The sequence below is a fragment of the Amycolatopsis sp. NPDC051373 genome (assembly GCF_040689465.1).
Lineage (GTDB): Bacteria > Actinomycetota > Actinomycetes > Mycobacteriales > Pseudonocardiaceae > Amycolatopsis.
This window is the reverse complement of record NZ_JBFBAE010000060.1, coordinates 1-12,637: the sequence shown is the minus strand read 5'-3', so window position 1 is coordinate 12,637 and position 12,637 is coordinate 1. Positions and strand designations below refer to the sequence as shown.

Genomic DNA, 12,637 nt, shown 5'->3' with positions numbered 1-12,637 from the left:
TCCGGCATCGCGCATCTGCACAACATCCTCCTCGCAGACTGATCCGCAACACCAGTCCCACCAACCACAAGATCAGTTACGAGACATCCCTTAGCCTGGCCGCGATCGTCGAGTCGATGGTTGCGCTCGCCGGCGGTCGGACGTTCGGTGTCACGTCGTGTGCTGGAGGAAGTGATCGCTTTTTCTAGCTGCCTGGCTTGTGGGTTCTGGAAGAGGGAACGTGCGCGAAACGCCGGTGCGGTGGGCTGTTGCCAAAGCTGTACTCCGGGCCGCGCGCCTACTCCACCGACGGATCAAACGCCCGGTTCGTCGTCGACTGGATATGCCAGTCATGACGACGTACCGGGCGCCGCGGACTTGCAGCCACGGATTGCCGAGTATCGGGGCCTCAGTGCAGGCGGTCCAGCACGAAGGTGTGTTCGACGAGATCGTACGGCCCCTCCGGTCCCTCTCGGAGGTCACGTCGGTACAACAGCGACTGCTTGGTGCCGAACACCGGGTCGTTGGTGAGGTACGGGTCGTCGTCGCGGAACAGCATCGTCGTGACGGTCGAGAATCCTGCTGCCGCGATCCGGACGTGGATGTGCCCGGGACGCATGACCGGCCGCCTGGTGGCGTGCATCAGCTCGCCGACGGGCCCGTCGTCCGGAATCGGGTAGGGGGCCGGCGCGATGCTGCGGATCGTGACCGTCCCCTCCGGGCCTGTGCGGAACAGTCCGCGCATCGCGGCGGCGTCCAGGCCGGGTACGTCAGAGTCATAGTGGCCGTGGCTGTCGGCGTGCCACACGTCGAATTCGGCTCCGGGTACCGGAGCGCCGGTGGCGTCGACCACGGTGGCGTGGAACAGCAGTGGTGTGCCGGACAGCCCGTTGGAGATGTCGGCGCCGTCGGCGAACTCAGGCCGTACCTCCCGGTAGAAGGGGCCCTGGACGCTGTTTTCGGTCGTGCCGGTGCTACGTCGGTGGTTGACCGTGTCGACGAGCATGGTCACCCCGAGCACATCGGAGAGCAGGATGAACTCTTGCCGTTGGTCATCGGATTTCTGTCCGGTTCGGCTCAGAAAGTCGACCCCATACGCCCATTCGGCCTCAGTGAGGCCCACGTCGCGGACGAAGTCGTGCAGATGCCGCACCAGGCTGGACAGCACAGTGCGGATTCGCGCGTCGGGCGTGTCCGCCAGTGTCTGCAGCACCGCTTCGGTGATGCTTTTTTCGTCCGGGTCCAGCATCGTTTCCTCCTCGTACTTGTGCTTAAAAGGTAGCCGGGCTTCCGTTAGCCGAGGAGAAATGCGGTGTTAACTCAAATTCACCCGGCGAGCTCAGGTTCGTCTCACCCCGTTCCGCGGCACGGTGGGTACCGGCGCATTGAGACGCGCCACTGAGCGGAAGGAGCGATCTGTGCTGCGAACCGGTAAGGAATACCTGGACGCACTGGACGACGGCCGTGTGGTGTGGGTCGGGGATGAAAAGGTCGACAACGTAGCCACCCATCCGAAGACACGTGACTACGCGAAGCGCATCGCGGACTTCTACGACCTGCACCACCGCGACGACCTGCGCGATGTCATGACCTTCATCGACGATGACGGTGAGCGTCGTTCGATGACCTGGTTCCGTCACACGACCAAGGACGAGCTGAAGCGGAAGCGCCGTTATCTGGAGACGGCGATCCGCGAGCTCGACGGCGGCGCCGTGCCGAGGACGCCGGACGTCAACAACTACGTGCTGCAAACCTACAAGGACGATCCCGCGCCGTGGAGTGAGCAGTCGCAGGGCACCGGCGGGCGTGACCTGACAGTGGGAATCCTGGAGTTCTGGGACCTTATGGTCGAGGGCGACCTCAACGCGGCTCCGGCGTTCGTCGACCCGCAGACGGACCGGTCGCGTGAGTCGGCTCAGGCCGAGTCGCCGGCGCTGCACATCGTGGAGACCCGCGAGGATGGCATCGTCGTGCGGGGTGTGAAGGCCATCGCGACGGGTGCGGCGTTCGCCGACTACATCCACATCGGGGTGTTCTTCCGGCCGGGTATCACCAGCGAACAGGTCATCTTCGGCGCGGTCCGGGCGAACACCCCCGGCGTCACTCTGGTCTGCCGGGAAAGCACGGTGAAGGAAGGGCAGTACGAAGAGCACCCGCTGGCCGCCAAGGGCGACGAGCTGGACACCACGATCCTCTTCGACGACGTGTTCATCCCGTGGAACCGGGTCTTTCACATCGGCAACCCGAAGCACGCTTCGCTCTATCCGCAGCGGGTGTTCGACTGGCTGCATTACCAGGCGCTCGTGCGCCAGACGATCCGCGCCGAGGTGATGGTCGGCCTGGCCCTGCTGATCACCGAGCACGTGGGGACCTATCAGCTGCCGCCGGTTCAAGCTCGGCTGGCTCAGCTCGTCGGCTTCCACCAGTCGCTGCGAGCCCACGTGCTCGCCTGTGAGGAAGACGGGTTCACCACACCAGGCGGTCTGTACAAGCCGAGTGTGCTGCTGTTCGACTTCGGCCGGGCCTACTATCTGGAGAACGTGCCCCGGATGGTCAACGAGCTGGTCGATCTGGCGGGACGCTCATCGCTGATCTTCCCCACTGAGAAGCAGTGGAACCAGCCGGAGTTGCGCCGGTGGCTCGAGCCGTTGCAGACGGGTCCGATCGGGCGGCCGCATGACCGGCTCAAGATCAGCCGGGTGATCCGGGACCTGTACCTGTCGGACTGGGGTGACCGGATCAGCGTGTTCGAGAACTTCAACGGAACCCCGTTGTTGGCGGTGCGAATGCTGACCATGAACCGCGCCGAGATGGCACCAGCGGGCCCGATGACCGACCTCGCGCGAAAGATCGCCGGTATCGACCCGGCAACCCCAAAGGACGACGGGAAGACGGAGTACGCCGGACAAGCCGGCTACGCACGCCAGCAGGACGCGCGCGCCCATTGACCGCCAGACCGCGGCTCGGGACGGCCGGTGCCCACTACCCGGCCGTTTCGGGCCGCCACCAAGCCGGAGAGTGAGACAGGCGGGCACCGCACTGTCATCGGCTTGGTGAGGCCGGCGCCGGTAGGCGTGGCGCGACCGGTGGCCATGCCGACTGCGGCTCCCCGGCTGACGGCATCGGCGCGATCGTGGGCACCCAGCTTGCGGAACACCGACCGGACATGGGTTTTCACGGTGTTGTGCGAGACGTGCAGTTCGGCGGCGATCTCGCGCAGGGTCAGCGGCCCGGACAGTGCCCGCAGCACGGCGAGTTCCCGATCGGACAGCACGGCCGGGCGGAGATCCGGGACCCCGCAAGGCCATTGCTCCTCGAACAAGTTGGCGAGCACCGGGCCGTACCGGAGGTCGGCGAGTGCGGCGCGCGCCTGTGCGTGTGCGCTCCGCCGGTGCCGAGCGTCCCCGAAAGCGGACGTTGAGTGCGCGTTGATGAGAGCCGAGAACGCCTCCGCATGGGGAGCGGCGGGTACCAGAGCCACTGTAGGGAGCGGGGTTCTGCCGCGGTCCGCGCCCGCCCTGGCAGCCAAGCAAGCCGTTGCGACGACGGGAGCCACACACCGCGTCGGATCGACCTCGTGCATGGAAACTGCTTGCGTGGCCGAGGCCAGCGCGGCTGTGGCGTCGCCGGTGAGCAGCAACCCGGCGGTGCGTGCGTCCAGTGCCCGCACCGTGACATCCCGATAGCCGAGCCCGTCCGCGTCGCGAGCCGTCACGGCGAGCTGGTCGACGACGTCGGCTGCCTGCCCCTCCCACACCCCGACGGTGCCGAGCGCGGCGTAAGCCATGAGCAGCCACCAGGGCCGGGCTCCTGCCGGTCGGTGGGTGGTGATCACCCGCGTGGCGTCGCACTGCGCGGTGGTCAGATCGCCGCGATGCAGTGCCAGCCACGCCCGCACCGCAAGCGCCGGGCCACCGTCTGAACCGGCGAGCCGGGTCGCCGCGCGGGCGTGGTGCCCGCAAGTCAGCTCGGCTGCCGCGGCGATCGCATGAGCCCCGGCGGGCATCGTAGGCACCTCGTCGAGCCGTGCGAGCAGGGTCTGCGGGTGCGCCGCCGGCCAGGTCTCGAGTGCGGTCCGGAGAGCGAGATCGGGTACCCCGGCCATTCGGGCATGCTCGTAAGCGGCGTCCGGATCGCCTTCCTGCCGCAGGCGTTCTGCCGCCCGCGCGTGCAAAACCGGGACAGCATCGGGTTCTTCCGACGTCAGCACGGAGCCCAGCACGAGCCGTAGCACCGGGTGGCACCGCAGACCCGACCCGGTCCGCCGCAGCAGCAGCGAGGACGCGGCCAGCGCGCTCAGCGTCTCGGCGGCAGCAGGTAGCGCCGTCACTTCCGCACAACGATCGGGCGTCAGCTCTGCCAGGACGCTGCTGTACAGCAGGAGCCGGCGTTGGCGTGAGGTGACGCGTTCGAGCACCTCGGCGCGGAAGAAGTCCTCGACCGATGGCACGGGATGTGGCAGGGCAGCGCCGGGCGGCTGGTTCCGCAGGGCCATGCCGGCCAGCCGCAGACCGGTCGCCCAGCCCGCGTACCCGCGCCACAGCGCCGCCGCTTCGGCCCGGTCGACCGGGCGGGCGGCCGTGGCCGACAGCAGTTGCCGTGTCTCCGCCAGGTCGAGCCGCAAGTCCTCTTCGGTGAACTCGGCGAGGCGGCCGGCCGCGCGAAGCGCGGCGACCGGCCCACTCGGCGGGCGTGCCGTGGCCAGCAGGATCCGGACTGTGTCGGGAGCCCGGCGTACGAACTCGTCCAGCGCTGCCCGGGTCACGGGGTGCTCGACGACGTCCAACCCGTCGAGCACGAGCACCAATGACCCGGTCGAAGCCAGTGCATTGAGCAGCTCGGGGATGATCTCGGTGAACAGGGTCGTTTCGTCGTCGAGCAGTGCTGCTGGGGGTGTCGGGACGTCGGCGCAGTAGGGCCGTACCGATTCAAGCACTGCGGACCACACGCCCGCCGGGGTGTCGTCATGGCTGCTCAGGCTCACCCAGGCACACCGTTGGGGGGCGACCCACTGGGCCAGCAGCACGGTTTTCCCGGCGCCTCGAGGCGCGGCCAGCAGGATCACTTGTTCGCTGACCGCGTCCAGCCGGGCCAGCAGTCGCGCGCGGCGCACGTCGTCCGGGTGCGGGGCAGGTGGCCGCAGTCGGGTCCGGACGACGACGGCCGAACGCGTTCGGGGTGTGGTCACATTGCCGACGCGAAGTGCCAGCCCCCGGCAGTCCCGCTGTGGGTGGCCGGGTCGGCGAGATTGCCGAAAGCACTCGCGAAGTACACAAGGGGGTTCGAGCCCGGGACATGATCGCACTTCAGCACGTCGCCTACCACGATCGTGTGGTCACCGCCCGGCAACGTATCCGCGACGGAGCAGACAAAGTGCGCGATCGCGTCGGTGAGCACCGGGACGTCACTGTCTGTCCGCAGCTTGATGCCGGCGAACTTCTCTTTCCTGCGGGTCGCGAAGTGCTTCGCGATGTGTTCGTGGTCTTCGCCGAGGACGTTGACGGCGAACTTCCCGGACTCGGTGATCGCCTTGCAGGTCGGAAGATTCGAGCCGATGCACACGAGCAGCTGCAGTGGGTCCATCGACAGTGATGCGACCGCGCTTGCGGTCATGCCGGCGGGCCCGTCCGCGGTGCGGGTGGTGATCACGGCTACCCCTGTGCTGAACCGGGAAATGGCCTGGCGGAAACGGAAAATCCCATCGTCCGTATCAGCAGGCACGGCAAGATGCTTCGCGCTGTCCATTGCTACCTCCATGGGAGCACGTGGGTGACGTTGGTCAAAAACCAGCGTGCCAGCGGCCCCGTTATTGACTGGGAAATCAGTGCGTCAGCTCCGCAGCCGGGTGACCAGGCGGTGCACCTCCGCCGACGGCGGGACGGCCAGCTCTCGCATGGTCGCCACGTAACGTTGGTACAGCGCGAGCACGTCGTCGTCGTTTGCGCTGGCTTGAGCGAGAGTGATCCGCAGCAGCCAGGCCTGCTCGCGGTACGGATCGAGGCGCAACACCGCGTCCACGTTGGCAACCGCTTCCCGATACCGGCCGACCCGGAACGCGGCCCTGGCGACGTCCAGCCGGGCCCGGAGGATGCGCTCGTCAAGTTCGGCGCGCCGCGCCTCCACCCACGCACCGGACAGGCCACTGAGGTACCTGCCTCGCTCGGTCCGCGCCAGTGCTTCGATCAACGTGTCCAGCCGGGCTTCCCCGTTCTGGTGATCGGCCTGCGCGAACGCCTCCAGGACTTCGGCCGCGCTGCTGCTGACCAGGTCGGGCCCTGGGAGGCAGAACAGGTCTTCGCGGAGGACGGGCGACAGTTCGTCCGGCAACACCTCACGCAGGCGATACAGCGCCTGCCGCAAGTAGCTGCGCCCGGCCGCTTCGTTGTTCGAGTCGAACAGTGAGCCGAGCAGTTCCTGACGGCTCGCCTCGTGGTCGGGGGTGCCCAGTAGGTATGCGAGCAGCTCGACGCTCTTGCGCAGCCGGGGTGTCACCGTCGAGCCGTCCACCCGCAGCTCCGGCTCACCCAGATCCTCGAGCACCAGCCTCGGCGCCCGGCCGGCCGCGGTGATCCGGCGGCCGTTCGCGAGCGACGCGGTCAGCTCATGCCAGCGCGACAGCCGGTTCGATTCGGTGTCCGCGCCGCGTACGGCCACGGCTGGTACGTCCGCCAGCGCATTGAGCAGCAGATGCACCGAACCCCGTTCCTCCGCGATACTGATCGCCAGTGCCGCCGACTCGTCGGAAGCATCCTCCGCGCCAAGTCGCCACTGGACTTCGGCCAGGTAACACGCCACGGTCGGGGTCTCGAGCATGCGGTCCGCGGCGCGCATGCTCTGCAGGCTCTGTTGCAGCACGTCACTGGCCTCGGCGTCGCGGTGCCGCAGCAGGAACGCGAGCCCTCGCCAGAGAAATGCCAGCTCGCGAGTGAAAGCGTGCCTGTGTGAGCCGCTCGTCTCTGCCTCGTCCAGCGCGCGATGCGCGGCTTCCGGGTCATGATGAAGGCGCAAGCACAACTTCGCCTCGATCAGGTGCAGCAGCACCCGGTAAATCTGGGACCCGGTCGCGGCCACGAGTTCGTGGCCGCGCTGCAGGGCCTGCCACGCGTCCTCAGCGCGCCCGAGGTCGATCATGAGCTCCACGGCGTCCAGAGCGTGCAACCACAGTGGCTGAGGTGCGTCGCGGTGTGCCTCGTAGCGCGCCATCGCCTGTTCGATCCGCCCCGTCGCGCGGAGGCCGGCGATGACCCAAGGGGCACCGAGAACGCTGCGCCAAGGACCGTGTGTGCCGGGGTCCTCCAAGCCGGCCAGCCGCCCGCGCATGAAGGCCAGCCGCATGAGCATCCCATCCAGCGGTCCCGACGGGGTCGTCGCAAAAACCGGGAACGGGGGTGGTGGTTCGTCGCGGCTCAGTGCGAGCACGGTGAGTGCGATGTCCTTGGCTCGCCCCGGTGACACCAAGTCGGCTACTTGCCCGGCATCGGCGGTGCGGCCCGCATGCCACAGGCACCACACCAGCAGTACCAGCGCTTCACCCGAGCCGTTGTGCCCGTCGGCTGCCAGTTCGGTGATCCAGCCGCGACCGTGACGGTCGTACAGCTCAACGCCCCGCTCGGCCTGTTCCAGGGCGAAGGCGACGCGCAGCACGATCCCGCCGATCCGCGGGCTGAGCGAACGCTCGGACGCCTGCAGTTCGTCGAGCCATCGCGCCGCCGGACCGAAGTCCATCCGTTCGATCAGGCGTGGCAGCAGCTCTGCGGCCAGTACCCACGCCTCGTCGACCGCACCGACACCGAGCAGGGCATCCACGGCCTCTTCCTGCTCGCCACGATGAACCAGCAGCCGGGCGTGCAGCAGGCGGACCCCCTTCAGCTCGCCATGCTCCTGCTCGGCGAGCAAGTCGCGCAGGTGGTCCCGTAGCTGTGGACTGACGATCAGTGTTCGATCGTCGGGCCAGGTGGCGGGAAGGTGCCGGTGTCGCAGCGCCGCCATGATCCGTGCTGCGTCTTCGAGTTGGAGCGCGACCGCGTCGTCGACGGTCACCTCGTCCAGCAGGCTGGTGTACATCAGGAACCGTCGCTCCTGTTCGGACAGTCCGGACAGGACGTGCTTGGAGAGATATTCACGAAGCCGGTGCGGTGCCTCGGCGACGGCACCATCGGCGAAGAGGATTCCCGCCACCCAGCCGCCGGTGACGCGAATGGCCTCAGCCGCCTCCGATGACGATCGCCCGGCCAGGCGCAACGCTTCCTCGGCCTCGTCGAGGTCGAAGGCGAGGTCCGAACCGGTGAGCTCGGCGACGCGGGCCAGTTCTCCGGTCGAACCGGTGTCCAGCGGCAAGGCGGTCCGGGAAATGAGGATGATGCCGACGTCCGTGGGTGCGTAGCGGGCGAGTGCGGACAGCACGGCGAGTGCGTCGTCGCTGCCGGAGATCCGCTCGGCGTTGTCACAGACGAGCACGATTCTGGTGCCGTGCAAGCTTTCGGCGAGCAGACCCGCCGCCTCACCGATCAGGATGCCGGCGGCAAGCGCATCGGTCGCCACGCCACTCGCCTCGGGGCCGTGCGGCGCGACCGCCGCCTCGATGTACAGCAGGAGGCGTCCTGCAGCTGATTCCGTACCGTCGAGCGACAGCCACGCTACCGGCCGGTCGAGGTCCCGCAGCGCCATGGCGACGGCGGTGGTCTTCCCCGATCCTGCTGCCGCATACACGGTGAGTACGTTCGCCCGCTCGAGCAGAGCGTGGATGCGGGCAGTCACCCGATCCCGCCGGACCAGATGATCACCGAGAATCGGTGGCGCCAGCTTCCGCCGGATGACAGTACGCGCACCTGACTCCGGCGACACGCCGCCATCGGCAGGCGCCACGCGACGCACCTCCCATCGCTGTGTTGCTGAGCCGTGTGGCTCTTCCACGCTCAAGTGTCCCCTGAGCGGCACCGGCCAGCAACGTGGGATTTCGCCTGGATTAACAGGCCTGCGTCACCTCAGCTCCGGTGCAGGAAAGCCACCTCGAGCAGGCGTACCTCGCGCCGCCCCTCGCATTCGATGACACCACCGTCGAGAACGGTCACCTCGGTCGTCGAGCCGTCGACGACCGCCGTGTAGCGACCTGGGCGCGGAATCGCCAGAGCCGGATCGAGCACCAGGCGGTCGTCGCCGAGGGCACGGGCGGGCAGCGTGTGCGGCCGACCGAGCAGCCGTGCGGCCCGCTCGACATCACCGGCGGCGACGAGATCACGGATCCGAGACGAGGACACGATGTCACCATCCCCGCGACGGTAGTGGTGAATCGCCGATCTTCCAGCAGGGTCTGCGCGTCGCCCATGCCACGCGCGCCGAACCGGAAATCGGCCCCGACCGCCACCCGGACCGCGCCGAGTCGTCGGACCAGCACCTCGTCGACGAACGTGGCTGCGTCCATTGCTGCCCACTCGCGGTCGAACGGAATGACCACGACTTCCCGCACGCCCAGCGCGGTGAGCCTCCTTCGCTTGCCGACCGCGTCGGTCAGCAAGCGTGGGCCATCGCCTGGTCGCGCTGCCGACCGCGGGTGCGGATCGAAGGTCAGCACCGTCTCGCAGCCCGCGATCACTCGCGCATGACCCAGGTGGACACCGTCGAAGGTGCCGACCGCCACCGCGCGGCGGCCCGGCCGCACCTGCAGCGCATCGATGAGACGGGTCGGTGAGCTGTTCGGTGTCCGGAGCACTCCGGGACTATCCATGGTTCCTCCCCGTTTGGGGCTTGAGCTCCTCAATCGTGCCCCACCGTGTGTTAGCGACGCGAGAGCCGGGCCGCTCGGTGGCGAGTACTACGTGAACAGCCCTGTTAGGTCGACTTGTCAGCGCAGGCTGGATCGCGTTGCAGTGGAAACACCGTTCCGGCGGAACTGCCGGGGACAAGCAGAAGGAGACACGAATGGTGTCACGCACCGAGCAGCCGGGGCGGCGCACGGCGCTGGTGACCGGGGCCAGCCGCGGTATTGGGTACGCCGTGGCGCAGCTACTGATTGAGCAGGGCGCCGCTGTTGCGCTGCTCGCCCGGGACGAGAGCGCCGTAAAGGACGCCGCGGCAGGTCTGGGCGGGGAAACGCTCGCCGTACCCGCAGATGTGCGCGACAGCGAGTCCGTCGCCGCCGCCGTCGGCAAGGCGCACGCCTGGAACGGCCGGCTCGACATCGTCGTCAACTGCGCGGGACCCCAGATCGCGTCGGCGCCACTTGCCGACACCGACCATGGTGTGCTCGGTGCAGCGCTCGATACGAAACTTCGCGGTTTTGTCCGGGTCGCCAAAGCCGCTCTGCCCAGGATGACCGGTGGCGCGATCGTCAATGTCGCGGGAGCTACCGCGCACGTTCTGGTTCCGGGTGCCGCGGTCACTGGAATCACCAACGCGGCCGTCGTGGCTTTGACCAGTTACCTGGCGGCCGAAGCCGTGCAGCGCGGGGTCCGGGTCAACGCGGTGTCGCCGGGGATGACGCTGACTGAAGGCTGGCTCACGCGACACGAGGCGATGGCAGGGAAACAAGGCCTGACTGCCGACGCGGTGCGCGCCAACATGGTCGATGCGCTCGGGATCCAGCTGGGTCGCTGGGCGCGCACGGAGGAGGTCGCCTCCGCGGTCGCGTTCCTTGCCTCTGACGACGCGTCCTACATCACCGGTCAGGTGCTGCGCGTCGACGGCGGCCTGACGAAGCCGGTGGCCTGATGCCGTTCATTCAAATCACGATCGCCGAGGGACACGACACGTCCATGAAACGCAACCTGCTGGCCGCCGTGTCCGCGGCGGCCGCCGATGCCACCGGAACGCCGGAGAGCGCCTTCCGGGTCTGGCTCGTCGAGGTGCCGGACACCGAGGTCATGGTCGGTGGCACGATCCTGCACGACACCCGACACCCGCGAGAAGCACCATGACAGCCGAGTTCGAGTACGTCGGCCTGCCGTACCGCATCGTGTTCGGCCGGGGGGTGATGGAGAAGGTCAACGCAGAGGTCTCCCGGCTGCGCCGGTCCCGGGTGCTGCTTCTGACTGGCGTTGAGCTGGCCGAGCTCGGCGACAAGGTCGAGAAGCTGCTCGGCCCTTTGTGCGTCGCTCGGTTCGACGGCGCCGCTCTGCACACCCCGGTCAGCGTGACCGAGGAGACAATGGGGCACCTGCGAGCAAGTGATGCTGACTGCGTGGTCGCGGTCGGTGGGGGCTCGACGACCGGACTGTCGAAGGCGCTGGCCGCGAGGACCGGTGTCGATCAGGTCATTCTCCCGACCACTTACGCGGGCTCCGAGGTCACCCCCGTGCTCGGCGAGACCACCGGCGGGAAGAAGACCACCCGGTCGTCTCCGTCGATCCTGCCGGAAACGGTGATCTACGACCTGGAGCTGTCCCGCGGGCTGCCCGTGCCGATCGCGGTTACCAGCGCGGTCAACGCGCTCGCCCACGCGATCGAGGCGCTGTATTCGGCCCAGGCCAACCCGATCGTCGACGGGTGGGCACTCGATGCGATCTCAGGCATCGGGAGGGGATTGAGCCGCCTCACCGGCGAGCCCACCGACGTCGAGGCGCGTTCGGATCTGCTCCGGGGCGCATGGCTGGCCGGAATGTGCCTGGCATCGGTAGGAATGGGCCTTCACCACAAGCTGTGCCATGTGCTGGGTGGCAGCTTCGGCCTACCGCATGCGGCCACGCACACCGTGATCCTCCCGCATGTGATGAGCTACAACGCATCCGCCACACCGGAAGTGATGCGGCGGATCGGCGGGGCACTGGGTGTACCTGATGCACCTTCCGGCGTGTTCGACCTGATCAAGCAGGTCGATGGTCCGACGAGCCTGCGTGAGCTCGGATTCGACTTCGATGATCTCGGCGAGGTGGCGGACCAGGTGACCGCATCGCCGTATCCGAACCCGAAGCCGCTGACCCGGGACGGCATTCTGGAGCTTCTCACCCAAGCCTGGTACGGCGCTCGACCGGCCGTTGGAACGCACGGCCGTCGCGGGTGAATCAGTGAGTGGTAACCAGCCGTTGCCTTGGCGAGATGACGCCCGACTCAGCCCGTCGTCTCGCCGGAGGCATCTGGCCTCGCCCATTCCCAAGCTGGGCCCAGAGCCGGACGACCCGGTCGATGTCGACGAGCGAGAGATACCGAAGGAACCTCTGGCGTACGCCGTCGGAGTGCAACTCCATCGTGGCCTGCGCCACGCGCCCGCCGGCCAGTAGGGGGTGCTGCGCTGCTCCAGGCGGCCGACAGTCCGGGTGACGCAGCCTGCAGTGACAAGCAGCGCGGGCCGGGTCGCCAATCCGGAGCTGTTCGTCGCGCGTCCGCCACAGCTGCTACAGCACGTCGAACTCGGCTGATGGCCTCCTGGTGTGGCGGCGGTAGGAGGCCGGCGGCAGCGCTCGCGATGACAACGGAGGTAACCCATGCTCGCACTGACTGAGATCTGGGCGATCACAACAGGAGGAGTAATCGCGGTCGCGCTCTCGACGGTCGTGATGTACGTGGTTTTTCTGGTGCTGCTGCGGGTCATGGGGCGGCGCAGTTTGGCTGCGATGTCGACCTATGACGTCGCTAGTGGTCTGTGTTTGAAGTGGTCTGACGGTTGGACTTCTTGAGGATCTCGTCGGCGGTTTTGGTCCAGATGAAGGGGTGGCAGCGTTCGTTC

The 12,637-nt window shown here is 67.8% G+C and carries 10 protein-coding genes and 1 pseudogene; 5 read left to right on the top strand and 6 right to left on the bottom strand.

Annotation, left to right across the window (positions count from 1 at the left end; all coding sequences use genetic code 11):
- Positions 1 to 188 (top strand): hypothetical protein (locus AB0383_RS49665; protein WP_366191620.1); only part of this gene is annotated, 188 nt, incomplete at its 5' end.
- Positions 189 to 388: 200 nt separating this feature from the next.
- Here AB0383_RS49665 and AB0383_RS49660 read toward each other — a convergent pair.
- Complete coding sequence (locus AB0383_RS49660) at positions 389 to 1,228, bottom strand: dioxygenase (protein WP_364189823.1); 840 nt, start codon at positions 1,226 to 1,228, stop codon at positions 389 to 391.
- A gap of 169 nt (positions 1,229 to 1,397) precedes the next feature.
- Here AB0383_RS49660 and AB0383_RS49655 point away from each other — a divergent pair, with 169 nt between their 5' ends.
- Complete coding sequence (locus tag AB0383_RS49655; RefSeq protein WP_366191617.1) at positions 1,398 to 2,927, top strand: 4-hydroxyphenylacetate 3-hydroxylase N-terminal domain-containing protein; 1,530 nt, start codon at positions 1,398 to 1,400, stop codon at positions 2,925 to 2,927.
- Here AB0383_RS49655 and AB0383_RS49650 read toward each other — a convergent pair.
- The 5 genes and pseudogenes from AB0383_RS49650 to AB0383_RS49630 form a co-directional block, all read right to left on the bottom strand.
- Positions 2,894 to 5,167, bottom strand: coding sequence for a LuxR C-terminal-related transcriptional regulator (locus tag AB0383_RS49650; protein WP_364189819.1), 2,274 nt, complete (start codon positions 5,165 to 5,167; stop codon positions 2,894 to 2,896). The genes AB0383_RS49655 and AB0383_RS49650 overlap by 34 nt on opposite strands.
- The gene (locus AB0383_RS49645) at positions 5,164 to 5,724 is read right to left on the bottom strand and encodes a flavin reductase family protein (RefSeq protein WP_364189816.1); all 561 of its coding nucleotides are present in this window, start codon (positions 5,722 to 5,724) and stop codon (positions 5,164 to 5,166) included. The genes AB0383_RS49650 and AB0383_RS49645 overlap by 4 nt, the downstream gene beginning before the upstream one ends.
- An 84-nt stretch (positions 5,725 to 5,808) precedes the next feature.
- Positions 5,809 to 8,844: a BTAD domain-containing putative transcriptional regulator gene (locus tag AB0383_RS49640; RefSeq protein WP_364189814.1), complete on the bottom strand. Its 3,036-nt coding sequence runs from the start codon at positions 8,842 to 8,844 to the stop codon at positions 5,809 to 5,811.
- 119 nt (positions 8,845 to 8,963) lie between these two features.
- Positions 8,964 to 9,236, bottom strand: a complete 273-nt coding sequence (locus AB0383_RS49635) for a hypothetical protein (protein ID WP_366191622.1) — start codon at positions 9,234 to 9,236, stop codon at positions 8,964 to 8,966.
- 92 nt (positions 9,237 to 9,328) lie between these two features.
- A pseudogene (locus AB0383_RS49630) lies at positions 9,329 to 9,571 on the bottom strand (FAD synthetase); the annotation flags it as partial.
- Positions 9,572 to 9,897: 326 nt separating this feature from the next.
- Between AB0383_RS49630 and AB0383_RS49625 the strand changes: the two are divergent.
- From AB0383_RS49625 to AB0383_RS49615, 3 genes are read left to right on the top strand one after another with little or no spacing between them, the layout of a single operon-like run.
- Positions 9,898 to 10,686, top strand: coding sequence for an SDR family oxidoreductase (locus tag AB0383_RS49625; RefSeq protein WP_364189808.1), 789 nt, complete (start codon positions 9,898 to 9,900; stop codon positions 10,684 to 10,686).
- Positions 10,686 to 10,892, top strand: coding sequence for a tautomerase family protein (locus tag AB0383_RS49620; protein ID WP_364189805.1), 207 nt, complete (start codon positions 10,686 to 10,688; stop codon positions 10,890 to 10,892). Before AB0383_RS49625 ends, AB0383_RS49620 begins: the two co-directional genes overlap by 1 nt.
- Positions 10,889 to 11,974, top strand: a complete 1,086-nt coding sequence (locus AB0383_RS49615) for a maleylacetate reductase (RefSeq protein ID WP_364189802.1) — start codon at positions 10,889 to 10,891, stop codon at positions 11,972 to 11,974. Before AB0383_RS49620 ends, AB0383_RS49615 begins: the two co-directional genes overlap by 4 nt.
- Positions 11,975 to 12,637 lie beyond the last annotated feature (663 nt).